This is a genomic window from uncultured Adlercreutzia sp. (assembly GCA_910585575.1).
Taxonomy (GTDB): Bacteria; Actinomycetota; Coriobacteriia; order Coriobacteriales; family Eggerthellaceae; genus Adlercreutzia.
Map to the genome: position 1 here is coordinate 1 of CAJUFS010000011.1, position 25,664 is coordinate 25,664.

Annotated in this window: 20 protein-coding genes; 4 read left to right on the forward strand and 16 right to left on the reverse strand. The window is 61.6% G+C overall.

Annotated elements, in window-relative coordinates; translation table 11 throughout:
• The 5 genes from QZ307_RS02345 to QZ307_RS02365 all read right to left on the reverse strand — a co-directional run.
• Nucleotides 1–709: NusA N-terminal domain-containing protein (locus QZ307_RS02345; protein ID WP_295995256.1), on the reverse strand; the 709-nt coding region annotated here is incomplete at its 3' end.
• Between the two features lie 17 nt (nt 710–726).
• Complete coding sequence (gene rimP, locus QZ307_RS02350; protein ID WP_295995259.1) at nt 727–1,197, reverse strand: ribosome maturation factor RimP; 471 nt, start codon at nt 1,195–1,197, stop codon at nt 727–729.
• Between the two features lie 258 nt (nt 1,198–1,455).
• Complete coding sequence (locus QZ307_RS02355) at nt 1,456–2,400, reverse strand: LysR family transcriptional regulator (RefSeq protein ID WP_295995262.1); 945 nt, start codon at nt 2,398–2,400, stop codon at nt 1,456–1,458.
• Between the two features lie 245 nt (nt 2,401–2,645).
• Nucleotides 2,646–3,926 (reverse strand): MFS transporter, encoded by a 1,281-nt coding sequence (locus tag QZ307_RS02360; protein ID WP_295995265.1) that lies wholly within the window; start codon nt 3,924–3,926, stop codon nt 2,646–2,648.
• Nucleotides 3,927–4,215: 289 nt separating this feature from the next.
• A complete protein-coding gene (locus QZ307_RS02365; RefSeq protein ID WP_295995268.1) occupies nt 4,216–5,376 on the reverse strand; it encodes an acyl-CoA dehydrogenase family protein in 1,161 nt (386 codons plus the stop codon).
• 324 nt (nt 5,377–5,700) lie between these two features.
• On the opposite strand from QZ307_RS02365, the gene QZ307_RS02370 reads away from it, so the two are divergent.
• Nucleotides 5,701–7,011, forward strand: a complete 1,311-nt coding sequence (locus QZ307_RS02370) for a CoA transferase (protein WP_295995273.1) — start codon at nt 5,701–5,703, stop codon at nt 7,009–7,011.
• Between the two features lie 151 nt (nt 7,012–7,162).
• On the opposite strand, the gene QZ307_RS02375 is transcribed toward QZ307_RS02370, so the two are convergent.
• Entirely contained in the window at nt 7,163–7,780 is a 618-nt protein-coding gene (locus tag QZ307_RS02375) for a flavodoxin family protein (RefSeq protein WP_295995275.1), read from the reverse strand.
• Between the two features lie 223 nt (nt 7,781–8,003).
• A complete protein-coding gene (locus QZ307_RS02380) occupies nt 8,004–8,882 on the reverse strand; it encodes an enoyl-CoA hydratase/isomerase family protein (RefSeq protein WP_295995277.1) in 879 nt (292 codons plus the stop codon).
• Between the two features lie 396 nt (nt 8,883–9,278).
• Between QZ307_RS02380 and fadK (QZ307_RS02385) the strand changes: the two genes are divergently transcribed.
• Together fadK (QZ307_RS02385) and fadK (QZ307_RS02390) are read left to right on the forward strand one after the other, a co-directional pair.
• Complete coding sequence (gene fadK, locus QZ307_RS02385) at nt 9,279–10,922, forward strand: medium-chain fatty-acid--CoA ligase (protein WP_295995280.1); 1,644 nt, start codon at nt 9,279–9,281, stop codon at nt 10,920–10,922.
• Between the two features lie 128 nt (nt 10,923–11,050).
• Nucleotides 11,051–12,688: a medium-chain fatty-acid--CoA ligase gene (gene fadK / locus QZ307_RS02390; protein ID WP_295995283.1), complete on the forward strand. Its 1,638-nt coding sequence runs from the start codon at nt 11,051–11,053 to the stop codon at nt 12,686–12,688.
• Nucleotides 12,689–13,113: 425 nt separating this feature from the next.
• On the opposite strand, the gene QZ307_RS02395 is transcribed toward fadK (QZ307_RS02390), so the two are convergent.
• The 7 genes from QZ307_RS02395 to coaD all read right to left on the reverse strand — a co-directional run bounded on the left by QZ307_RS02395 (nt 13,114) and on the right by coaD (nt 20,858).
• The gene (locus QZ307_RS02395) at nt 13,114–14,256 is read right to left on the reverse strand and encodes an acyl-CoA dehydrogenase family protein (RefSeq protein WP_295995285.1); all 1,143 of its coding nucleotides are present in this window, start codon (nt 14,254–14,256) and stop codon (nt 13,114–13,116) included.
• A gap of 195 nt (nt 14,257–14,451) precedes the next feature.
• On the reverse strand, nt 14,452–15,279 hold the full coding sequence (locus tag QZ307_RS02400; protein ID WP_295995288.1) for an MBL fold metallo-hydrolase: 828 nt from the start codon (nt 15,277–15,279) through the stop codon (nt 14,452–14,454).
• Nucleotides 15,280–15,281: 2 nt separating this feature from the next.
• Complete coding sequence (locus QZ307_RS02405) at nt 15,282–16,229, reverse strand: NUDIX domain-containing protein (RefSeq protein ID WP_295995291.1); 948 nt, start codon at nt 16,227–16,229, stop codon at nt 15,282–15,284.
• Complete coding sequence (locus QZ307_RS02410; RefSeq protein WP_295995294.1) at nt 16,216–18,294, reverse strand: heterodisulfide reductase-related iron-sulfur binding cluster; 2,079 nt, start codon at nt 18,292–18,294, stop codon at nt 16,216–16,218. The genes QZ307_RS02405 and QZ307_RS02410 overlap by 14 nt, the downstream gene beginning before the upstream one ends.
• Nucleotides 18,295–18,327: 33 nt before the next feature.
• The gene (locus QZ307_RS02415; protein ID WP_295995297.1) at nt 18,328–19,308 is read right to left on the reverse strand and encodes an electron transfer flavoprotein subunit alpha/FixB family protein; all 981 of its coding nucleotides are present in this window, start codon (nt 19,306–19,308) and stop codon (nt 18,328–18,330) included.
• A gap of 60 nt (nt 19,309–19,368) precedes the next feature.
• Nucleotides 19,369–20,139 carry an electron transfer flavoprotein subunit beta/FixA family protein gene (locus tag QZ307_RS02420; RefSeq protein ID WP_295995301.1) on the reverse strand — a complete coding sequence of 257 codons (771 nt, stop codon included), beginning with the start codon at nt 20,137–20,139 and terminating at the stop codon, nt 19,369–19,371.
• Nucleotides 20,140–20,357: 218 nt separating this feature from the next.
• Nucleotides 20,358–20,858, reverse strand: coding sequence for a pantetheine-phosphate adenylyltransferase (coaD, locus tag QZ307_RS02425; RefSeq protein WP_295995304.1), 501 nt, complete (start codon nt 20,856–20,858; stop codon nt 20,358–20,360).
• Between the two features lie 270 nt (nt 20,859–21,128).
• Between coaD and QZ307_RS02430 the strand changes: the two genes are divergently transcribed.
• Nucleotides 21,129–21,914, forward strand: coding sequence for a phage tail protein (locus QZ307_RS02430; protein ID WP_295995307.1), 786 nt, complete (start codon nt 21,129–21,131; stop codon nt 21,912–21,914).
• 253 nt (nt 21,915–22,167) lie between these two features.
• On the opposite strand, the gene QZ307_RS02435 is transcribed toward QZ307_RS02430, so the two are convergent.
• Nucleotides 22,168–23,352: an acyl-CoA dehydrogenase family protein gene (locus tag QZ307_RS02435; protein WP_275207663.1), complete on the reverse strand. Its 1,185-nt coding sequence runs from the start codon at nt 23,350–23,352 to the stop codon at nt 22,168–22,170.
• A gap of 112 nt (nt 23,353–23,464) precedes the next feature.
• On the reverse strand, nt 23,465–25,546 hold the full coding sequence (locus tag QZ307_RS02440) for an FAD-dependent oxidoreductase (RefSeq protein WP_295995314.1): 2,082 nt from the start codon (nt 25,544–25,546) through the stop codon (nt 23,465–23,467).
• Nucleotides 25,547–25,664 lie beyond the last annotated feature (118 nt).

The window sequence follows — 25,664 nt, forward strand, 5'->3', positions numbered from 1 at the left end:
CGGGCTCGCGGGCCACGGACTTGATCTCCACCACGCCCTCGTAGATTTCCGGCACTTCGATTTCGAAGAGGCGGCGGATGAGGTCGGGGTGGGTGCGGGACACGATGATGGCCGGGCGGGCCTGCTCGCCGCGCAGACGGGGCGCATCGGAATTAGGATCGCGCACATCGATGATGAGCACCTTCAGGCGCTGGTTGTGACGGTAGTGCTCGTTGGCCGGACGCTCGTTGCGCTCGCCGGGATTGCGCTTGGCATCGTAATGGGGCAGCTCGGCCTCGACGCCGTCGCGAATTTTAATGATGGTGAAGTCGGGCGTGCCCTGGAGCACCGTGCCCGTGACCAGATCGCCCACGCGCCCGGAGAACTCCTCGTAAATGGACTGGCGGCCCGCTTCGCGCACGATGGAGGCGATGACGCCCTTGGCGTTCTGAGCGGCGATGCGGCTCACGTCGTCGGGGGTGACGTCGCGCTCCTCGAACTCGGCGTACTCGCCGGTTTCCTCATCGGGCTCGCCTACGGGCACCAGCTCGTACACGTAGATCTTGCCCGTCTGGCGATCGATGGTCACGCGGGCGTCCCATTCCAGATCCAGAATGCGCTCGTAGCTTTTCGCCAGCGACTGCTCCAAGCGCTCGATGAGGTAGAACTCATCGATCTTGCGCTCGTGAGCCAGCGCCTGCAATGCCTCGATCAATTCAGAACTTGCCACTTCTGTGCTTCCTTTCCCTAAGCGCTGAAATCTACGGTGCCCTTGATGCGGGCTCGCTTGATCTGGTCGAAGGGAATGGCAACCGTGTTGCCATCCACCTCGATCAGCACCTCGTCGTTCTCAAAACCCTTCAGCGTGCCGGTAAACGAGCTGCGCCCGTCCAGCGGACCGCGCGTTTTCACCACCGCCTCTTCCCCGGCGAAGCGCTGGAAATGCTCCGGCGTGCGCAGGGGGCGGTCGATACCCGGCGACGACACCTCGAGCATATAGGCGCCCGGGAACGGGTCCAGCTCGTCCATGAGCTCGCCCACCCAGGCCTGGGTGGCCATCAGCTCATCGAAGCCGATGCCCTCTTCGGTGTCGATGTAGACGCGAATGGTAGGAGCCTTCTTCGCCCCGACGACCTCGACGGTGACAATTTCGACTCCCTCGGAAGCCGCGCGAGGCTCCAACGCCGCCAAAAGCGCCTTCTCTTTGCCCGTCAGCATTTCAACCTCCTTCTCGCCTTCCGTCTGCCATACTTGCGGCCGTTTTGCCCTAACAACAAAAGAAAGCGGGAACGAGCCCACTTTCTCATGATGCGAAAGTATGTCCGCACACCTGAGTGTGCAGCTTTTTCTTTATATCACAGTTTGTTCGATCATGCCAGGGTTTTCACGGGTTTTGCCCCGTCCTTGCCCTTGAGAGCACGCCGACGGCACAAACGGGGCGCCGACGGCATCCTCCGTGGCCCCAGGGGCGCATGCCTAGACAGTAGCGCCGTCCTCCTCCACAGCAGATTCCTCCACCTCTTCGACGACATCGTTGCCCCGGTAGCTTTTCACGAACTCGATGAAATCGGCCACAGTGCGAGAGTGCACGTGCTTTTTGTGATAGGCCAGGTACACCGTGTAGAAATGCTCGGGCACGCCCTCGACGCGCACCTGCCGCAGATTGGAGAAAAGCTGGGCCCCGAGAGAATCGAGCATGAGAGCGCCAGCATTGCCGCCGTTGTAAGACAGGAACGAGCCCATGGACACATCGTCGTCGTAGTTGAGCGAGGCGCTGTGCACCTCGTGCTCCTCGAGCATGGCAGCGACGCGGTCGCCGATAGGGGTGCCCCGGCGGTACGTGTGAAGATCCACGGTGTTCAGCGTCGCAAAATCGACCACCTCGCTATGAGCCAGCGGATGGTCGTCGCGCACGTAGAGCGCCAGCTCGCACAGCTTCACGGGGAAATACTCGATCTCGGACTCGTTGGGCCGCTTTCCGCAGAAGGCCACATCGAGGGTGCCGTGGCGAAGCTGCTCGGTCAAGTAGTTGGTAAAGCCCTGAGACACCTTCACGATGACCCGGTTGTCGAACGCGCTCTCAAAATCGTGGATAAGCGCGGGGAGATAATGATCCTGCGTCGTGAACGTGGTGCCCAGGTTCACCGTGCCTAAACTGGCGTTCGAGCGAGCGCTCACCGCCGCCACGCCGTCATCAATGGCGCGCAGGGCCAAGCAAACATGCTCGTAGAACACCTCGCCATAGGGAGTCAGCGAAACGAGGCGCCCCTTGCGCTCGAACAAGGGAGCGTCGAGCTCCTTTTCAAGCGAGAGAATAGCCCCGGAGAGCGTGGGCTGGGTGATGAAGAGTTCTTGGGCGGCGCGCGTATAGTGCAGCACCTCGGCGAGCTTCTTGAAGTACTTGAGCTGAGACAGATTCATGCTTTCCCCTTGCAGGCATTGGACGGACGAAACGCAACGGAAACCGCCCTCCCTCGGCTGGGGCCCGAAGACCCCTTCGTTGCATCGATCAATGTCGCTCAGACCCCTTAAGTATACTTTAAGCGGGGCGTTAACGCCACAGACAATCCCGTGCTCCCGAGGAGGAAGGGAGCCGAGAACGCCGAAAAGCGGGGAGCTTCCACTCCCCGCTTTCTAGATCGACAGAGGTTTGCGCAAAGGCAAGGTTACTCGGTCGTCCAGTCCTTCTTGTAGCCGGCAGCGGCCTTGAAGATGTACAGGCCCAGCAGCAGGATGACCACCAGCATGACCATGGCCACGATGAAGGCCACGGTGAAGCCGAAGGAAGAGCCGATCCAAGCCCAGATCATGGCCGCGAAGGCGGCGATCAGGTTGAACACGGTGGACACGCGGGAGTAGATGATGGAGTACTCGCGGGTGCCGAAGGACTGACGGCAGATAACGGGAACCAGCACCACGGCGGTGGCGTAGCAGCCGCCGAAGATGAAGGCGCCGGCGTACATGGCGTACTCGCTGAAGGTGCACAGCCAGCAGAGCAGGATGCCGATGATGCCAGCGGCGAAGGCGAAGATCAGAGCGCCCTTGGCGTTCTTGTCGGCCACAGCGCCCAGGACCACCTTGAAGATAGCCTGGCCCACCATCATAACCGTGGACATAACGCCGCCGACGATAACCACGTCGAAGGCCACGTCGGTCAGCGACTTGGTGTAGGTGGGGAACTGCATGGCGATGAGGATGGCGATGTTGATAAGGCCGGCGAACACGCAGATGGCGTAGAACATCGGGGTCTTCATCACGAAGGAAGCGTCCAGGCCGGAGGGCTTGGCAGCCACTTCAGCACCAGAGGCGTTCTGATGCATGGAGGCGCCGTAGGGAGCCAGGCCGCAGTCCTCGGGAGAGTTGCGCACGCAGAACAGCGTGAAGGGCAACGAAGTGACCAGGGCAATAACGCCCCAGATCAGGTACAAGGTGTGGAAGTCGTAGCCGTTCGTGATCAGAGCGGTGAACACGGCGTTCCAGATGGCGCCGCCGATGCCGGTGAAGGCCATGCACAGGCCGATGAAGAAACCGGCGCGCTCAACGAACCAACGGTTGATGAGCGTGGGGATGGCCAGCCACAGGATGGTGATCTCGCCGAGGCCCAGCATAACGGCAGCCACGTAGAACAGCACGATGGTGTCCGAGAAGCTCATCAGCAGGAAGGCGCAGCCCACAAGGGCGGCGGAGATGGACAGCAGGATGCGGATGTCCATGGTTTGCAGCAGCTTGCCCGCGAACGGCGAGGCAATGGTCATGGTCAGGTACATAACGGTCACGTACATGGCAAAAGCCGTGGTGGGAACCCCCAGGCTCTCGGCGACGACGGGCTGGAACATACCCCACGTGGAAAAGCACAGCGCCGAACAACCGAACGTGATCATGATGCCGGTCAGAACGACAAGAAGGTGACGCACGCTCATCTTCTCTTTGGTAGCGGTCGCGCTCAAAATGAACCTCCTCTAGTAGCGAAACAGAAAAACTTGCGCAAACTTCGAACCCCTGTTGAACGAAAGTTCACGGGCATTGCACCCGCACTGTCCAGTCTAGCGAACTCGTCGCGGTATTTTGACGGTCAATGTTGATGGGTTTGACCATATTTAGATAGAAAAATGGGACAACATTAATTTGTTGTCCCATTATTGATAATAATTATATTCATTTACTTATAGTCAACGCCAATATATCCCCGAATCATTCCGATAGTAACTGGACACATTTTGCAGCTTGAGTATTTCTTTAGAAGCTCCGATACTTCTCCATAATGAGCGGTGCAGCGATATAGACCATCACCTGGTCGGTGCCCTCGGCAATTTGATTGCCGCGGCTGTCCTCCCAGATGCGGCTGACGCGCGAGCCCTCCGTATAGCCCAAACCGCCGAGGATCTGCATGGCGTCGGAGGCGACCTCCACCGCCGCCCGGGGCACGTAGCGCTTCATGAGCGCCACCATGAGGCGCTCCTCTTCCCCGGCGTCCTCGATTTCGCAGGCAGCACGGTACACCATGGAGCGCATGTTCTGCAGGCGCACCTCCATGTCAGTGAGCATGGTCTCAATTTGCTGGAAGCGCCCCACCTGCACACCGAAGGCCTTGCGGCTGCGCGCATGGGCCACGGCATCGTCCATGGCCGCTTGGGCAATGCCCAAGGAAGAGGCGCACAGAAGCACACGGCCGTATTCCAGCAAATGGAACAGGCGACGGAAGCCGCCCTCGGCGTCGTCGAGGCGCCATTCGGGCTTAAGCTCCACATCATCGAAGGAGATAAGGGCGAAGGGCAGCATGGACTGGCCGATCTTGCTAATGGGCACAGCGTTGATGCCCGGCACGTTGCGCGGCACGAGCCAGAACGAGAGCGAGGGATGCGCACCAGTTTCCTTCTCGTCGCGGTCGATGGCGGCGGTCAGGATATAGGGAGCGTACTCGCCGTTGTTCACGTAGGACTTGCGGCCGTTGAGCAGGATCTTGCCGTCCACGGTTTGGCAGGAGGTCTTCATGGCCATGGTGTCGGAGCCGCCGTCGGGCTCGGAGATGGCCAGGGCGAACATGAGGCGCCCTGTCTGACGATAATCGGCGGTGATGCTGGCCGCCTCGCCGCCCTGGGCGAACCCCTGCATAATATGAAGGTTGAACAAATCGTTCTGGAAAGGCAGCACCGTACCGGCGCAGCGCGAAAGCTCCTCGACGATAAGCACCTGGGAGAACAGCGTATGGGCCACATCGGCGGGCACGTCGTCCTCGGAGGTCTCGTAATACAAATCGACGAATTCCTTCATCACCGTATCGGGGAGGCCCTGATCGCGGCACCAGCGGCTTACGCGCTCGGGCGCAAAGGTTTCCATGCCGAAATTTCGAAAAGCGCCGACGAGCTTCTTCTGCTCATCGCTTAAAGTGAAGTCCACCGTCTCTCCCCTTTCATATATATAAGAGTTGCCTCCCATTAAAATAGTGATGGGAGCGAAGCGCAAGGATCATTCCCGAAAAATTGTCTAACGGCGCCGCGAGTCTGCCCCATTTTCTTACTTAATGTGAAACATAAAATTAATCTTGTCCCCTTTGTTTCCTTTATTGCTCATTCAATATAGCTAATTTTTATAGAAATAGAAGCCTTTTTTACTCATATCTTTCATATTGTCCATAGTTGGATGTCAGTAATCCTGCGAATATATAACTGCAAACAAACGAACCGCCCGACCGACACCAAAGAGAGGAAGGAGAGTCGTTCCATGACCGTCACTGAGAAACTCAATGGCTACGGACCGCTCGCCGGCATTAAAGTAGTGGAGATGTGCACCTACGTGGCCGCTCCCGCCACCGTCCGCGTTCTGTCCGAGATGGGCGCCGAGGTTATCAAGATCGAGTCCTTCGCTGGCGACACCCAGCGTACCCAGGGCCCGGGCTTCGGCTGCGAGCTGACCGACACGGAAGACCCCACCATCGACCTGAACAACACCAACAAGAACTGGGTGTCCCTGAACCTCAAGGACCCCGAGGGCTTGGCCATCGCCAAGAAGATGATCGGTGAGGCCGACATCTTCATGAACAACATGCGCACGGCCGCTCTGCAGAAGCTCGGTCTTGACTACGAGACCCTGCATGCCGAGTTCCCGGGCCTGATCTGGGGCCAGATGCGCGGCTACGGCGAGTTCGGCGAGTTCGCCCACTCCCCCGGATACGACGCGGTGTGCTGGGCTGCCCGCGGTGGCGTTGCCGGTACCTTCCCCGAGAAGGACACCTCCCCGGCCATTCCGCCTCAGGCCTTCGGCGACTACAACACCGCCATCATGATGGCTGCCGGCCTGCTCGGCGCGCTGGTGAACAAGCTGCGCACCGGTCAGGGCGAGAAGGTTGTCGTCAACCTGTACCACTCCGCCATCTGGGGCGGCTCCATCGGCCTGTGCGCCCAGCAGTTCGGTGCCGACTATCCGAAGTCCCGCACCGACGTGCCGAACCCCTTCAACAACACCTACAAAACGGCGGACGACAAGTGGCTGTACATCTGCCAGCCGCAGCACAACCGCTACTACAACGACATGATGAAGATCATCGGTCGCGACGACTTGGTGGACGACCCCCGCTTTGCCACCATCGAGAACGTCAAAGAGCATCATCTGCAGCCGGAGCTCATCACCATCCTCGACGAGGGCTTCTCCAAGAAGGACCTGGAAGAGTGGCTGAAGATTCTGGCCGAGTGGGATGTGCCCAGCCAGAAGGTCTTCCGCTTCACCGACATCCTGAAGGACGACGAGGCCTACGTCAACGACGCCATCCGCAAGGTGAACTACGAGGCCTTCGGTGAGCACGCGCTGCCCACCACGCCGATCCGTTACGCCGGCTTCGGTGACCCGCCGATCATCCTGTCCAAGCCCATCGGCTACCACACCGCCGAGTACCTCGAGAAGTACGGCTACACCCCCGAGCAGATTGCCGAGCTGGAGGAGAAGGGCGCTGTGAAGTGCTACCACGGCGAGGAAGTGCCGGACACCATCTTCAAGTCCGAGCGCCAGGCCAAGGGCGAAGCTGTCTGCAACTGGTAAGCCTCACCAACCCAACCTGCACCTGGCAGGAACGACAACCAGGCTCCTATCTCTCGAAACCCCCTCTTCGGAGGGGGTTTCCTTATGCAGAAAAAAGCCCCTCTCGCCATAAAAGCGAGAGGGGCCCGAACAGACTACCCAAGAAGAGGCGCTACATCCCCAGGCGGCCTCCCAGTTCGACGATATCAAGGCCCATCTGACGGGCCAGATCGAAGCCGATGGGATCGGCCTTTACCGAGCGCCACTGCGGGCGTCCCTCGTCGTCCAGGCCGGCAAAGCCCGTGGCAATGGCGCCCGGCGCCAGCACCGGGCCCTTGGGGCGCGGATGCACGGCGATCATCTCATGGGTGGCTAGCCAGTGATCGATCAGCTCCAGGGCGCCCTCGGCGCCGCAGTTGTTCAGACCGGCCGTGGCCAAGCCGCCGCCCAGCTTCCCCTTGAGCACGTTCTCCACCATATGGAAGGGGCGGGTGCGGTCCATGAAGTTCTTCATGCGCGCACTGACCGTGCCGAAGTAGTCCGGTGAGGCTAGCAAAATGGCATCGGCATCGCGCATCTTCTCGTACAGATCGTTCATGTCATCGGACAGCGTGCAGCTGGTGCGCCCCAAACAGGCATTGCAGCCGATGCAGAACTGGATATCGAGCTGCGCCAGCTCCACCAGCTCGGTCGACGCGCCCGCCTCGGCCGCTGCGTCCAGCGCCGCCTGCAGCAGCGCCGCCGTGCCCTTTCCCGGTCGATGGCTCCCATTAATGCCCAGTACTTTCATAGCGTTCCTTTCATACACAAGAAGCCCCACAAGGGGGCTTCTATCGACTCCGAGGTTCGCCCAAGGAAGTCAGCGAGGATCCGACAGGTGCCTGGAATTGCCCCGCCTTGGGGCCAAGTGGCCTTTGTGCCACGCCGTGCCCCAAACAAGGGGCAAGGCCAGGTGCCTGTCGGATCCGCAGCATCGACGTTCCCGTTCGTCCCGTCAGGGCGAACGGAACAGATTACATGTTGTGGAAGGCGTACTTCTCGGGGTTGGCCTTCACGTCCTCGCGGTTCTTCGGGTTCATCTTCAGGGTGCCCATGATGCCGTCGTTGGTGTTGGAGGCCAGAACCTGGTTGCGGTTCTCCATCTTGATGACGTTCTCGAAGGAGGTGCCGTCGAGCGAGGACTGCAGGCACTCCTTGGTCAGGCGCAGGCCGAACGGAGCGGTCTCGCGGCAGATCTCCTCGGCCAGGGCCACGGCGGTCTCAAGCACGTCGTCGTCGGCCACGACCTGGTTGGCGAAGCCCCACTCGTAGAGCTTCTGAGCGTCGAAGCGACGGGGGTTCATGAGGATCTCGCAGGCGCGAGCGTAGCCCACGATCTTCGGGAGGAAGAAGGCGCCGCCCATGTCGGTACCGGTGTAGCCGATGGACAGGTAGCCGGCGTTCATCTTGTAGGACTCGCCCAGGATGCGCATGTCGCAAGCGCAGGAGATGGACAGACCGCCGCCCACGGCGAAGCCCTTCAGGGCGCCGATGATGGGCTGCTCGCAGCGACGCATGTTCACGATCTGGTCGGAGCACATACGCTGCATGATGTAGAAGTCACGCTGGATACGGCCCATGTCCTCGGGGGGCTCGAGCGCGAGGTCGTTCAGGTTGAAGCCGGCGCAGAAGGACTTGCCCTCGCCGGTCAGCACGATCACACGGCAATCCTTGTCCATGCGCACCTTGATGAGGAAGTCGTTGAACTCCGCCATCTGAGCGTAGGACATGGCATTCAGGTTACCCGCGTCGTTGAAGGAGCAGATGTAGACCGGGCCGCGCTGCTCGATCTTCAGCTTCTCGTAGTCGTAGGTGAACTCGGGAAGATGATAAGCCTCCTGGTACACGCTCATGTAAAACCCCTTTCTCAAACCTTTACTCAAGTTGGTTGATTTAGCCCATCGGAATTCCCGTTCCGTCAAGCTTTGCTCTTATCATGCCTGGATTCGAACGCTATTTCCACGGACAAAAATTAATCTTTGTCCTTTTAGATACACAATTATAAGAAAGTGTGGGGTAAATTTCTCCTTAGTATTGCTGGGCTCTATTGAAGTATCGCTTCTTCCAATAATCTTTTCTCATTTGAGACTGTTTGTCCCACATACAAGTTTGTATGCTGAAAGCAAGCAACAACTCGTGGGCTATCGGCGGACGGCTTGCCCAGCAATCCTTGGAGGGGTACGAGCCAAGGCGAGCGGAACGGCAGCCGGCTGCTTTTTAGATTGAAGGTTCTCTTAGGAAGGAAGCCTATGATCACCGATCTGAAGATCAACGAGGAGCAGCGGAAGAAGTACTACGAGAAAGGGTACTGGACCGAGGACACCATCCGCGATGTCTGGGACCGCCAAGCAGCCGCCCATCGAGATGACGAGTACGTCGCCGACGACCAGGGTGCGCGCTATACCTATGGCGAGATCGACGATGCCGCCAGCCGCCTGGCCGCGTGGCTTGTGGACCAGGGCATCGAATCGGGCGACGTGGTCACCCTGCAGTTCCCCAACTGGGCCGAGTTCTGCATTGCCTACGTGGCCTGCTTCAAGGCCGGCGCGGTCATCCAATCCCTGGCCCGCAACTTCAACGGCGCCGATTTGACCTACGCCATGAACCTGGTGGGCTCGAAGGCCTACATCGGCCCCACCTACTTCCACGGTGTGAACTACGAGGAGCAGATCCTCTCCATTGCCGACGACATTCCCACGCTGAAGGCCATCGCCCTGGTGGACAAGAAGGCTCCGAAGGCCGAAGGCAGCACGCTGCCCACCGTAAGCGAGATCGTTGCCTCTACCGATCCTCTGACCAGCTATCCGTCGGTCAAGTCCGACGAAGTGGCCTGCCTGCTGTCCACTTCGGGCACCACGGGCAAGCCCAAGGAGGTTATGCTCACCCACAACAACATCCTCTTCTCCGAGGGCGTGTTCGTGAAGGGCCTCGAGCGCACGGAAGACGACGTCATGTGGATGCCTGCGCCGCTCAATCACGCGGTGGGCTTCTTCCACGGCCTGCTCTCCCCCATGCTTCTGGGCGGTCGCTCGGTGCTCATGCAGGACTTCGACGTGGAAAGCGCCATCAAGCTCATCAACGCCGAGAACGCTACCTGGTCCATGTGCTCCACGCCGTTCATCTACGACATCCTGAAGTACCTGGACGCCCATCCCGATGAGTCCATCCCGACCTATGTGCTGCACTCCTGCGGCGGCGCTCCGGTGCCCGGCGCCCTCATCGACCGCGCCCATCGCCACAACATTCTCCTCTGCGAGATCTTCGGCTCCACGGAAAGCTGTCCGCACATCTACGTGCCGCCCAGCAAGTGCGTGGAATGGAACGGCGACTGGTCCGGCGTGCCCTTCGAGGGCATCGAGGTGCGCTACGTGGACGAGCAGGGCAACGACGTGGCCCCCGGCGTGCAGGGCGAGCACATCAGCCGCGGGCCGCACCAGTTCGTGGGCTACCTGAACGAGCCGGAGCGCACGGATCGCGCCCTGAACGACGACGGCTGGTGGTTCTCGGGCGACCTGGGTTACATGGATGAAGAGGGCCGTATCCGCATCAACGGGCGCCGCAAGGAGATCATCATCCGCGGCGGTGAGAACCTGTCGGCCCGCGAGATCGACGACAACTTGGTAGGCTGCCCCGGCGTGGGCGAGTCCGCCACCATCGGCATGCCCGACGTTCGTTTGGGTGAGCGCATCTGCACCTTCGTAGCGCCTCTGGGCGACACGATCCCCACCCTTGAAAGCGTCACGGGCTACCTGGCGGAAAAGGGCATTCCGAAGCGCCTGTGGCCCGAGCGCATCGAGATCATCGAGGAGATTCCCAAGACGCTCATGGGCAAGGTGCGCCGCAACGTGCTCACCGACGAGCTGGCAAGCCGCATGGCCGCGGAAGCCTCATAGAACATTCCTATCGAAGCACGTTCACCTACGATGATCAGGGAGGTCAAACGTAGGTATCATAGTGTCAACAGGGTAATTCGGCTCTTGGGGAGGAAAGCCGAAGAAGAGAGAAGTCAGAAGGGGCTGGCATGATTGAAGATCTGAAAATCAACGAAGACCAGAAGAAGAAGTACTACGAGCAGGGGTACTGGACCGAGGACACCATCGCCGATGTGTGGCATCGCCAGGCCGCGGCCCTGGCCGAACAGGAGTACGTCTGCGACGACCAAGGCGCCCGCTACACCTACGGTGAGATCGACGACAAGGCCTCGCGTCTTGCTGCCTGGCTGGTGGCCCAGGGCATCGAGCCCGGCGATGTGATCACCATGCAGTTTCCCACCTGGGCCGAGTTCTGCATTGCCTACGTGGCGGTCCTCAAAGCGGGCGGCGTGCTGCACCCGGTACCGCGCAACTACAACGACGTGGACCTGGAATACGCCATGAACCTGGTGGGCTCCCGCGCCTACCTGGCGCCCACGTTCTCTCACAATGTGGACTACGAGGCCCAGATTCTCTCGGTCCGCGACCAAATTCCGTCTTTGAAGGCCATTGCCGTCCTGGCCAAGGTGGCCCCGAGCCACAGCGATTTGCCCACCTTCGAGGACATCTTCGCCACCTGCGAGCCACTGACGGAGTACCCGAACGTCTCGGCCGACTCCGTGGCATGCATCCTGCCCACCTCGGGCACCACGGGCAAGCCCAAGCAGGCCATGCTCACCCACAACAACATCCTGTTCTCGGAGCGCGTCTTCACCCGCGAGCTTCTGCGCACGAGCCACGATGTCATGTTTATGCCCTCGCCGCTGAACCACGCCACGGGCTTTTTCCACGGCCTCATCTCCCCTATGCTTCTGGGCGGCCGCTCCGTGCTTCAGCAGGACTTCCATCCTCGCGAGGCCATCGAGCTGATGAACCGAGAAGGGGTCACCTGGTCCATGTCGGCCACGCCCTTCATCTACGATATGCTCAACGTGCTGGAGGCCGATGAAAGCCTCAAGTTCGAGACACTGAACCTCTTCGGCTGCGGCGGCGCTCCCCTGCCCGCCTCGCTCATCGAGCTGGCCTACAAGCACGGCATTCTGCTGTGCGAGATCTATGGCTCCACGGAAAGCTGCCCGCACGTCTACGTGCCGCCAGCGAACTGCATCGAGTGGAACGGCGCCTGGTCCGGCGTGCCCTTCGAGGGCATCGAGGTGCGCGTGGTCGACGAGTTCGGCAACGAGGTGGAGCGCGGCGTCCAGGGCGAGGAAATCTCCCGCGGCCCCCATATGTTCGTGGGCTACCTGAACGAGCGCGACCGCACCGACGAATCCCTCGACGACGAGGGCTGGTTCTTCAGCGGCGATTTGTGCTACCAGGACGAGGAAGGCCGCATCCGCATCAACGGCCGTAAGAAGGAAGTCATCATCCGCGGCGGCGAGAACATCTCGGCCCGCGAGGTGGACGACGACCTCATCGGCTGCCCCGGTCTGGCCACCAGCGCCACCATCGGCATGCCCGACGAGCGCCTGGGCGAGCGCATCTGCACCTTCATTGTGCCCACCGATCCGCTGAACCCGCCCAGCAAGGAGGACCTCATCGCCTACCTGCAGACCAAGCACATCGCCAAGCGTCTGTGGCCCGAGCGCGTCGAGGTCATCGCCGAGATCGCCGTCACCGCCACGGGCAAGGTGAAGCGCTTCGTGCTGGCCCAAGAGCTGAAGGCCCGCATGGAAAGCGAGATCTAGCTCAGGCTTCGGACAACCATCCACCAGCAAGAGAAAAGGGCCCGCGGGCCCTTTTCTCGTATGCGCTTGAAGCTCCCCGGGGACGGGCTGCCCAAATCCCTGCGACGTTAGTTCCCAGATCAACCTGTTTGGTACCCCAACAAGCGACAAGAAAGCCCGCTTTGGTTCCCTCTTCTGGCAAAACACCAGGTCAGATTCTTTCTTGAAAATGAACAAGGGAACCAAAGCGGGCAATTTGGGAACCTGGCATACCCGATAGCCCGCTTAGCGTTTTCTCAGCTGAGTGCAGGCGCAGAGGGGGTGCCGGGTGTGCCGACCGAGCGAGTTCCGCAGCGACTGAAACAGCCCAGTGGGCTGTTTCACAAAGCGAGGACTGTTTGAGCGAATCGGCATACCCGACACCCCCGACTTCGGGGAGTTGCAAGCTATTTGTATTCGCGGTCGAGTTCCTTGGCGATGGTCATACGCTGGATTTGGTTGGAGCCTTCGAAGATCTGGAAGATCTTGGCGTCGCGCATGAGCTTCTCTACGGGGTAGTCCTTGGAGTAGCCGTAGCCGCCGAACACCTGAACGGCGTTGCTCACCACTTCCTGCATGGCATCGGTGACGAAGGTCTTCACGATGGCGCCTTCCTTGCGCACCATCTGCCCAGCATCCATCTGGCGCATGCAGTTGTTCACCAGAATACGGGAGGTCTCGGTCTTGATGGCCATATCGGCCAGCATCTGCTGCACCATCTCCATGTCGATGAGGCGCTTGCCGAACTGCTTGCGCTGCTTGGCGTAGGTCACGGCCTCGTCCAGGGCGCGCTGCATGATGCCCACGGCCAGGGTGGAGATGAAGGCGCGGGACAGGTTGAGGGCGTTCAGGGCAATGCTCATGCCCTTGCCCTCCTCGCCAATGACGGCCGAGGCGGGCACGCGCACGTTCTCGAGCACCACCTCTGTGGTGTCCGACAGGCGGAAGCCCATCTTGTGCTCCTTGGCGCCGGCCGACAGGCCCGGGGTATCGCCGTCGATGAGGAAGCCGGTAATGCCGCGGCCGCCGGCCTCGGGGTCGGTCTTGGCGAACACCACATAGGCCGAAGAGATGGAGCCGTTGGTGATGAAGGTCTTCGTGCCGTTGATCACGTACTCGTCGCCGTCGCGTACCGCCGTGGTGCGCATGGCGGCCACATCGGAGCCGGCACAGGCCTCGGACAGGCAGAAGGCGGCGAAGCCGTTGTTCTCAGTTAGTTCCACGAAGTGCTGGGCCTGCTCGGGCGTGCCATGGAGATGGATGTTGCGGAAGGCCACGAAGTTGGTGACAAAGGTGTCAGCGTAGGCGGCATCCACCCAGGCCAGCTCCTCGAATATCATGGCGCAGGTCTCGTAGTCCAGGCCCATACCGCCGAACTCCTCGGGGATCTCCACCATATGCAGGCCCATATCGAAGCCCCACTGGAACAGCTCTCGCGGGCACTCCCCCGCCTCATCAGCGGCGGCCACGTGGGGCATCACCTCGTTGCGCGCCACATCGCGCACCAGTTGGACAAGCTCCTTCTGCTCTTCGGTCATGGTAACGGCCATACTCTTCCTTCCTCTCCATGTATCCTTCTCTATGCTTCAAAACGCTCAAAGCGATGGGAAACCATCGACAGACGAAACGTTCAGCGAAGTCCTTGACGCCGCGGACGGCCACGCGAACCGACCGTCGCATGCCCCAGCCGCCCCAGTCGCCCCACGCGCGCGCCTGGACCAACCCGCTGAGGCCCTGAAGCGCATCTATCGCGCTCGCTCGCGATGCTCCTCGAGAATTCCCTGGTCGAATGCGTAACGAAGCTGAGCGTTCACGCTTCGCAGGGCGCCCTCGTGCAAATTGGGGGGCACGTCGTTGTACACGGCGTCCACCAAAGGCTCCGCCTCGGCCGGAATGCCGCTGCGCACCGCCGACACCACCTGGTTCAGCCGCTGAATGCGATGGCGGCGCGCCTGCTCGATGCGCATCCCCGGGTTCTCGATGACGGGCCCGTGACCGGTCAGCAGCTGCCGCACGCCCTGATCGCGCACGAGCGCAGCAAGCTTGTCCAAGCTGTTCAGGTAGGCCTCCAAGCGCCCGTCGGGCCAATAGACCATGGTGGAGCTTTGGGCGAACAGCATGTCGCCGGTGACTACCAGATCGCCATCGGGCACGTAGATACCCACCGAGTCGCTGGAATGCCCTGGCAGCGGTACCACTTCCAGCGCCAGCGACATGTCATCGAAGACCAAGGGCCCCTCGCTAAGCGTCCCGTGCTTGGCCGAGAGAATGGGCGCGCTGAACACCCGCGAGGCCAAGCTGGCGCAGCCGGCGTGGTCGAAATGGTCGTGGGTCAGCAGAATGGCGGCCACCTCGAGCCCCCGGCGACGGCAGGCCGCCGCCAGACGATCGACGCAGCTCTCATCGGGAGGGCCGGGATCCACCACCACGCAGCGCTTCTCTCCGGGCTCGGCCAAGACCCAGCTGTTCGTGCCCCGATAGGTCAGCGGCGACACGTTCTCGTGGCGCACGCATTGGGCGTAGGGACCGACAAAGGCCTCGTTGGCCGGTATTTCGCCAAGACGAGCAGCCATGATCAGACCACCTCGCACATCATCGCGATGGAGCCGTCGGCGGTCTCGGTGGGCATAGGGCGCACGTGGCCGTCGAAGGGCAGCGCGCAGGCATCGTCCACCGAGGTTGCCTTGGCCAGAGAGCGCAGGTTGGAAATGGTGGGAGGCACCAGCTTGAGATACCCGTCGTCAAACCGGGCAAACGCCTCGTTGGGCGTAATCCAGGAGGACTCGACGGCCTCGGAAGTGCGTCCGTCGGCATGCTGTCCCTCGGGCAGGCGCGCCAGGAAGAAGTAGGTGTTGTAACGGCGCGTCTCGCTGGGCGGCGTCACCCAATGGGAGCGCAGGTGCAGAAGGTCGCTGCGCAGCACGAGCCCCTCCCGATTCAGGAATTCGCCGAACAACAGCGAGCGCTCGGCAATGGCCGCGCGCTCGAAGGCCCAGTGATCGCCGCGCGCATCCCGCGCCATGGCGCCGTCGGCCGTGGAGGCCAGCAGCACGCCGCTCTCCTCGAACAGTTCGCGCGCCGCCGCCACCAGCACCGCCTGGGCCAGATCCGGCGTGCAGTCCATGGCCTGGGCCCAGGTCTCGGGGTCCGGACCTCCCCAGGCGCCGTCGAACTCGCGGTCAGACGGGTCCATGCCGCCGCCGGGGAACACAACGGCATCGGGCACAAAGGCCATGGTGGAGGCGCGTCGCAGCATGAACACGTCCACCGGCCCCTGGGCCGGCTCCAAGACGGGCTCGCCCAAGCGGCCGAATTCGTCGCGCTCCCAGGCGCGATGGTGCGGCCGCGCGGCGCTTACCAGCAGCACCGTGGCCGCATAGCGCGGCTCCACCACCTCGACTGCCGCCGGGTCGGCCAGAAATTGCCGCGCGCGCTCGGCCGTGGGTGCCTCGATGTCGTAGGTAAGCCAGCAGCCGGGACTAATGGCGTCCCTTACCGTGCACGTTCTCTCATGATTCGTCATCCCATGCCCCTGCCATAAGTTCTGCGATGTCCAGGACATCCTTGTTCCCCTCGAGCGTCGTCATGCCATCGGCCAACATGGTCAGGCAGAACGGGCACGCCGTCGCCACGGCATCGGCCCCCGTGGCCAAGGCCTGCTCGGTGCGGGCCACGTTGATGCGCTCGCCGGTATTCTCCTCAAGCCACATACGGCCGCCGCCGGCACCGCAGCAGAAGCTGTGCTTGCCATGGCGCTCCATCTCCACCACGGTGGCACCGGTCTGCGCAATCACCTGGCGCGGGGCATCGTATACGTCCTGATAACGGCCAAGGTAGCACGAATCGTGGAAGCATACCGTCTCGTTCACCGTGCGCGGCACCTCCAGGCGCCCCTCGCGCACCAACTGGGCCAAAAGCTCGCTATAGTGGATCACTTCGAAGTTTCCGCCCAGCTGCGGATAGTCGCGGGCCAAAGACTGGTAGCAGTGCGGGCACTGCACGATGATCTTCTTCACCCCATAGGCCTGGAGCGTGGCGATGTTCTCACTGGCCAGCATGAAATAGACGAACTCGTTGCCCATGCGTCGGGCCGAATCGCCGCAGCACTTCTCCTCGTTGCCCAGGATGGCGAAGTCCACGCCGGCTTTCTTCAGCAGCTTGACCAGGGCCAGCGTCACCTTGCGGTTACGGCTGTCGAAGGCTCCCGAGCAGCCGGGCCAGTACAGGTACTCGGCCTCGGGATGCTCGGCCAAGGTGGGCACGTCCTGGCCCTCGGCCCACTTCGCCCGGGTTTGCCATCCCAGACCCCAGGGATTGCCGTTGTTCTCCATGTTGCGGAAGGTGGCCTGGGCCTCCGGCGGGAAGGCGCTTTCCATGGACACCTGGTAGGTGCGCATTTTCACAATCTTCGGCACATGCTCGAGCAGGGCGGGGCACTCTTCCATGCACGAGGCGCAGGTGGTGCACGACCACAGGGCCTCGGGCTTGATCACGTCGCCCACCAAGGTGCGGTCGACGATGGCGCGGTCGGCCTCGGACAGATCGGCCTGCTCCAGAAGCTCGGCCGTGGGAGGCATCTCCTCGCCTTCGGCCAGGGCCTTGCGAGCCTTCTGCTGCACGTTGTAGACGATGGGGCCGCGCTGCTCCAGTTCGCCCAGCATATCCTGCATCAGGGCCTTCGGCGAGAGCGGCTTGCCGGTATTGAAGGCGGGACAGGCCTCCTGGCAGCGATTGCAGCGCGTGCAGGCCTCGGTGTCGAAGAGGTCCTTCCAGGTCATCTCCTCCAAGGTGCCCACACCCATGGTCAGCAGGTTCTCGTCTTCCATGTCGATGAAGGGCAGTTCCCCCTTCGGCGCCAGCGAGCGATAGAAGGCCGCAGCGGGCACGAGCAGCACATGGACGAGCTTCGAATAGGTCCAGTAGGCGATGATGCCGAAGGCCAGGGCCAGGTGGAACCACCAGAAGAGCTGATGAGCCACATGCAGCTGCTCGGGCGTCCAGGTAACGAACAGCTGAGCGAAAAGACTGCCAATGGGCGACCAGGCGCGCCACGGATCGTCCGTGGCCTCGATGCGCATGCCCTCGACGATGAAGCCCGTGATGCCAATGACCAGCAGCGCCACCAGCACGATGATGTCCTGGGGTTTCGTGTCCAGGCTTTTGTTCACCAGACGGCGAATGATGCAGCCGATCATGGCCATGCAGAAAGCGGCGCCGGCCAAGTCCACCGTCAGGGACAGGAAGTACAGATAGAAGTCGCCCTGCACCGTGGGCAGCCCCAAGTCGGCCTGGGCCGCCACGGTTACCGTGGCCACCAAAAGGATAATCATGGCCACGTACATGAACAGGTGCATGATGCCCGAGCCCTTGCGCTCGAGCACTTTAATTTGCAGCAGGGAGTCTTTGGCGGCCCCAATCAGGCGCTCTTTCCAATGCGAGGTGCGGTCCTCGGGCTGGCCGATCTTCCACAGGCGCCAACGGCGCACGAAGAAGAACACCGCCGCTCCCAGAGCCAGCAAAAAGAGCGGATACATGATCCAGCTGTTGTCGATATTCCACAGTACCTCACGGGTGGGTGTCTCGCCCATCGGTGCGCACGCTCCTCTGCCTCGCTTGCTCCCCTACGATTGAACGCGGGCCGCCAGCTCCTTCTGGAGCAGGGGCACGGCGTCGAACAAATCAGCCACAATGCCGTAGTCGGCCAGCTCGAAGATCTCGGCCTCGGGGTCTTTGTTGATGGCCACCACGCACTTGGAAGCGGCCATGCCGGCCATGTGCTGAATGGATCCGGAAATGCCGCAGGCAATGTAGAGCGTGGGGGCCACGGTCTTGCCGGTCTGGCCCACCTGGTACTGGATGTCCACCCAGCCCTCGTCCACGGCGGGACGCGAGGCGCCCACGGCACCCCCCAGGGAGTCGGCCAGAGCTTCGATAACCGCAAAGCCCTCGGGGCCCTTGCAGCCGCGGCCGCCGGACACCACGATGTCGGCCTCGCCCAAATCCACGCGGTCAGAAGCCGAGCGCACCACGTCCTGGATGGCCTTCGCACAGGCGGCGGCGTCGGCCGGGGCCGTTACCACCTCGACGGCACGGCCCTCGACGGCCTCGCCCAGGGGCAAAGCCTTGGGACGCACCGTGGCCACCACGGGAGCCGTCACGCCGTCCTTGAGCGCCACGCGCTCCACCACCTTCGCCGTATAGGGCAGACGCGAGAACACCACCGGCGCGGCCGCCTCGATAGCCACCACGTCGGACACGAGTGGCGCCCCCAGCTTCTGAGCCAGGGCCGGCGCCACTTCGCGCGCCTCAGCGCCGTCGGCCATAAGCAACACGGCGGGAGCTCCCTCACCCGCCAGCGCGGCCAAGGTGCGACCGAGCGCCTCGGCGCCCAAGCGCTCCTCGGAAGCCGTGACGCGCACCAGGCGATCGGCGCCCCAAGCTGCCACCTCGGCATCGAGCGCGCCCTCGGGGTCGTTCCATACCACTGCCGCAACGGACGCTCCCTGAGCGTCGGCCAGAGCGCGGGCAGCGCCCAGCATCTCCTTGTTCACTTGACGAAGCGTCTGTCCGGCACCGTTGATGCCCACCCAAATATCAGCCATGGTAAGCCCTTTCAATGTATAGCGAATAGCAACAGATTCCTGTAAGACAGCGCGCGGCGCTTAGAAGACCTTGGCCTCTTCAACCAGCAAACGAGTCGTTTCAGCCACCGCCTCGTTCCACTCGCCCTCGATGATGCGGCCGCCGCTGCGGGCCGGCTTCAAGGTGCGCTCGACCACCGTCAGGGCGTCCAAACCGTCGCCCTCAATGGCCAGATCGGCCACAGGCACTACGTCGCTCTTCTTGCGACGGGCCTGCATGACATCGCGCACTGAGGGGTAACGGGGCTCGGCCAGGCCCTGCTGCGCGGCCACCACGGCAGGAAGGGGCAGCGACGCCACCTCGACGCCGTCGTCTACTTCGCACGAAACCGTCGCGGTACCATCGGCCACTTCAAGGCCCGTGGCCATGTTGGCAAGGGGAAGGTCCAGCAGAGCGGCCATACGGCCCATGACCTGGGCGCTGGCCGTATCGCCCGACTTCCAACCGCCCATGATAAGGTCGGCCCCGCGATCCTTGACGGCGGCGGCCAGGGCAGCGGCCACGAAAGCCGCGTCGCGCTCGAGCCACTGATCGTCCTCGATGAGCACGGCATCGTCGGCGCCCATGGCCAAGCCGTGGCGCACGGCGGACAGGCAATCTTGGGTGCCCAGGCAGACAAGGGTAACGGTTCCGCCCAGCTGCTCCTTCAGCTGCACGGCCCGCTCCACGGCGAATTCGCTGTAGGGATCAATGACCAGGGTCTGCCCCTCCAGGACCACATCCCCGGCGCTGTCGAGCTCGATGACCGCTTCGGTATCGATCACTTGCTTCACGCACACAATAATGTTCATCTTTACCCTTCCCGCTCTCTCTTTTTCAGCTTATTGACTATTGTACGGGAGGCTTATTCGCAGCAACATACATACTCAAGGCCTTTTGACCGTGAGTGATGGACGAATTAGCCCATTTGGGTAAATTTAATATTGGATTATTTCAAAGCGAAAGGGACAAAACCTATAGCTTGGGGAAATACTGGGATGGAACAACCCCTAAGCCACAGGCTTTTGTCCTACTTCTGCGGCGTGACTCCCAATTCGGCGTACTTGCGAATGAGCGCCTCGTTGGCGCAGGGGGGCACGAACTGCGACACGTCGCCGCCCAGCGAGGCAATCTCGCGCACAATGGACGAGGACAGGTACATGTGCTGAGGCGTGGACATGATGAACACCGTCTCCAGCTCCTTGTCAAGCTGATAGTTCAGCGCCGTCATCTGGAACTCGTACTCGAAGTCGGTAATGGCGCGCAGGCCCTTGACCACGGCCGTGGCGTCCATACGCCGGGCGAAATCGACGAGCAGCTCGTCGAAGGCCTCAACGCGCACGTTGGGCAGATGGGCCGTGGCCTGGCGCACCAGCTCCACGCGCTCGTCCAAGGAGAAGAGGGGCTTTTTCTTAGCCGAAACCGCCACCGAGACGATGACTTCGTCCACCAGCTGCGAGGCACGGGAGATGATATCGATATGACCCACGGTAATAGGATCGAAGGTACCCGGAGTAAGTGCGCGCTTCAAAAGACCCTCCTGTCATTTGCGAGGGCCTCTGCGTCCCCCGCGCTTAGCGATGATCCCAGTGTAATAGAGCCCTCGGGCGTCGATGAGATCGTTTGGTGCAATTGTAGGAAATCGACTGAAAACGGTATATACACATATATTCATTTTTGTCCATTAAATTGCTTTCAAATTGGCACATTTCACCCGTAAAAGCGCTATTCTCCCCTTTTCATTTTGGATTTATTGCTAAAATAGTCCCATAAATAAGCATCAATGAGGAAATGAGGGGCTATGCAGGTTCATACCGTCCACGAAATCGACTGCTCGGTAGAGCAGATCGATCCTGCCGTGGTCGAGGCCTTCCTCGACCAGGAACTAAGCGATGATCCTATGCTGGTCGACTCCATTGCGCCCATGGCCGACGCCCTGTGCGCCCAGCTGCGCCCCCGCGGCGTGTACAAGCTGTTCAACCCGGCCACCTGCACGCTGCCCCCCAAGTATGTGACCCCGGCCATCAAGCTGGTGGGCACCTTGGCCATCCTCTACGGCGAGGCTGCCTACGAGCGCATGAGCGACGCCGAGCACACCGCCATGGTGGTCTCCACCGTGGGCACCAACGAGGAAATCGAAGCGCTCCACGACCGACTGGTTCACAACGAGCTCGACGAGCTGCTGTTCCGCGCCTGCCTGGAGGCCCTCACCTCGATGGCCGCCGACAAGCTGGCCGCCGCGGTGGCCGACGACGCCCACGAGCGCGGGCTGCATCGCGGCAGCACCCTGGAGTCGGGCACCGAGGACTTCCCCCTCACCATGAACAAGACCCTCGTGTTCTTCACCCAGGCGGAGAAGCGCCTGGGGCTCACCTCCGATGACGAGGGCGCGGTATCAGATCAGTGGAGCACCCTCGGCATCATCGGCCTGTACAACGAGACCAAGAAGAAGCGCCGCGGCTGCGCCTACTGCCACAACGTGAAAACGTGCACCATCCGCAAGATCGGCATGACCTGCCACGGCCGTCGCACCAAGGCGAAAATCCGCAAGCGCATCGAAGAGGCTGAAGAGGCCAAGAGCGAATAAGGTCTTCCTCTTCGGCGCCCTCCCCCATCTCCCCGAACTTGCAGGGCCCGCGGATAATCCGCGGGCCCCTTTTCGTGCTTGTCTCGACAAGCGACTTCCTCGCCAGAGCACCATCCCCGAACATGTTTCAAGTGCAACGGTCAATTTCAGTCGAATTGATGCGCGAACCTCTTGCTGCACAAAAAAAGAGAACCCGCCGAAGCGGGTTCTCTTGCAGAGCGATAGTGCTCGAGCTTAAGCGGCTGGCGCCAACTTAGATGGTCCAGAGGTAATCCGGATCCTGCTCGGCCTTGGCGTACTCCTTGAGGATGCCGCGACCGGAGATGTGCACCATGATCTCGACGGTGCCACCACCGATCTGGAAGCCACGGCAGTCGAGCATGAGGCGGGACACGCGGGTCTCATCGGTGAAGCCGAGGCCACCCATGAGCTGCAGGGCGCGGGAGCACACGTCGGTCAGAGCCGGCGCACCGTAGCGCTTCAGCATAGCGGCGTCGTTGTTGACCGGAATGCCGTTGTCCATCTTCCAGCAGGTGCGATACAGGAAGTTACGGGTGTTGGTCAGAGCGATCTGCATCTCAACGATGTGCTCCTGAACCAGCTGGAAGGTCTTGATGCCCTTGCCGAACTGCTGACGCTCGTTGGTCCACTTGCAAGCGTCGTCCATGGCAGCCTGAGCCTCGCCGAGGAGCTCGGCCAGCAGCACGCAGCGCTCCCACTCGAAGTTCTTCATGAGCTGCAGGAAGCCCTTGCCCTTGATGCCCAGCAGAGCGCTCTCGTCAACCACGACGTCGTCGAAGATGATCTTGGAGAAGGGCATGATCTGCATGCCGATCTTGTTCAGCGGCTCGATGGTGACGCCCTTGGAGTTGGCGGGCACCAGGTACATGGACATCTCCTTGTTCTCGGGAGAGGGGTCCTCGTCCTTGCACACCACGATGAAGCCGTCGGAGTTCTCACCGGAGGTCACCCAGGTCTTCGTGCCGTTGATGTGGATCTTGCCGTCGGCGTCCTTGGTGGCGGTGGTGGTCATGTACTGGTTGGCGGAGCCGGCCTCGGGCTCGGAGATGGCCAGGCAGTACGGCGGGTAGCCGTTCTCCTGGTAGTAGTCGATGGCGTACTGGATCTGCTCAGGGCTGCCGAACTCGACCATGTCGAACATGATGAGCAGGTTGGGAGCCATGGGGATGTTACCGCCGCAGTGGTTCAGCTCCTCGATGATCATGGCCATGGTCTGATGATCAACGGGCTTTCCACCGTACTCCTCGGGCAGACCGTACATTCCCCAGCCGTCGTCAACCCAGGCCTTGGCAACCTCGGGAGCGATGCCGCGGTTCTTGTAACCGGCAGCGATAACTTCCTCGGTCAGGTGCTTCTTGCCCCACTCGCGAATGCCGCGCTTGATCTCGAGCTGCTGCTGGGAATAGCTGAAATCCATTTCTTCCTCCTTAAGGAACCTTTGCCTTCTATTCAAAACGCTCCTGCGTTTGAACCCATTGAAAAGTGCGGGCACCGGATTTGTTCACGACGCCCGCCGTGAAACCTGCTGGCTAGATGGCCATCGAGGCCTCGTAGCCGCCCTTGACGGCCTCGAGGGTGCGGTACACCTTGCCGTCGGGGGTGGTGGCGTCGCCGATGAGCTTGGCATGGGGCCAAACTTTGACAACCTCGTCGTAGAGCTTCGTGTTGGACTCGACGCCCAGGGAGGTCAGCACGGTATCGCACTCGAGCAGCTGCTCCTCGCCGGTCTCGATGTTCTTCACCTTGGCGCCCTTCTTGGTCACCTCGATGAGCTTGGTGAGCGGCATGAGCTTCACGCCCTTGGACTTCACCAGGTTGATGGTGGGGTTCTTGTCGATGATGCCGATGCCGTTGCCCATCTTCTTGGCCTCGTCGATGACCGTGATCTCACGGCCGTCGCACATGGCCTCGGCCACTTCCAGACCGGCGAAGCCGCCGCCCACAACGACGACCTTCTTGCCCACGATGGCAGTCGGGCCGCTCTTCATGTTCAGACCCATGCGCATGAAGCCCACGGTACCGCCCTGAGCCTTGATGGCAGCCACAGCGGCCTTCCAGATCATGCCCTTGCCCTCAGGAACCACGCCGTTGCACATGGCCTTGATATCCTCGGACTTCACCACGTTCTTGCCGTCGATGCCGGGCACGTCCAGCGGGATGATGCCGCCGCCGGGAGACAGGATGACCTGGTCGGGGTTGAGCGACTTCAGGTAGTCCACGTCGACGTCCTGCTTGAGCACCACCTTGATGTTGTCATGCAGCTTGGCCTCGCCCTGCCAGTAGGACACGAGGGGCTCGATGTTGGCATTAAGCACCTGGGCCATGTTCAGCAGACCGCCCACGCGATCGGAGTGATCCACCACGGTCACCTTGTGGCCGCGCAGAGCGGCAACGCGGGCAGCCTCCATGCCGCCGGGGCCGGCGCCCACGACAACCACGTGCTGCTGCTCGGTCGCCGGATGATCCTCGGGCAGACCCACTTCCACGCCCTGCCACACGTTGGCGTTGACGGAGCACTGGCACGGCTTGCCGATGAAGATGTTGTCCAGGCAGCGGGAGCACACGATGCAGGGGCGAACCTGCTCGGGATGGCCGGCAGCCACCTTGGCGGCCGTGGCCGGGTCGGCGATGAACTGACGGGCCATGCCCACCGCGTCGCCGTAGCCCTCGTTGACCACCTTGTCGCACATGTCCAGCGTGTTGATACGAGTGCCGGGGAACACGGGCTTGCTGGTCACGGTCTTGCACTGCTTGGCCAGGTCGATGAACTCGCCCTCGGGGACGATCTGGTTGGCCACGGGGCGCGGAGCCTCATGGAAGCCGGCCTGGATGGACCAAGCGTCCACGCCGTGAGCCTCGATGATCGGAATGAGCTCGAGGGTGTCCTCGATGCGGTTGCCGTCGGGCATGAGGTCGTCGGCGGAGATGCGGACCAGGATCGGCATGTCGTCGCCGCAGGTCTTGTGGATCTCGTCGATGATCTCGGTCAGCAGGCGGGCGCGGTTCTCCGGGCTTCCGCCGTACTCGTCGGTACGATGGTTGGAGTACTTGGACAGGAAGCGCATCACCATGTAGCCGATACCGGCGTGAATCTCGATGATGTCGATGCCGGCGTCCTTGCAGCGCTTGGCGGCCTCGCCGTACTGCTTCACCACGATGGCGATCTCTTCCTTGGTGTACTCACGCTCGGGCATGCCCACGAACGGACCTGAGGGCACGTCCTTGGACGGAGCGTAGGACAGCAGCGGATCGTCGCCGTTGGCGCGCCACTCGTAGCACAGCTGCAGCTGAGCGGCCACCTTCGCGCCATGCTTGTGGCACACTTCGGCGATCTTCTGATAACCCGGGATGAACTGGTCGTCCCAGCAGCCGCAAGCACCGGTGGTTGTATGGTACTTGGGCTCGGTGCCGAAGCAATCGCACACGTAGCAGGAGCCGATCTCGATCAGGCCCACGCCGCCCTTGGCGCGCTGCTCGTAGAAGTCCACCAAGTCATCGGTAACGTGATAGTTGTCCACCTTCTCGATGGTCATAGGCAGCATCACGAAACGGTTGCGCAGCTGCACGTTGCCGATATTGAGCGGCTCCAGAAGTTTCTGGTACTTCGCCACAGCTTACTCCTTTCATTACTTCCCCACAGAATGTAAAGGTTATTGAGAGTTCTTCCCTCAAGTCTCCTCGTGACTTTTATTCTACGCACTTCACTTCGTTTTACGATGGACAGATTTT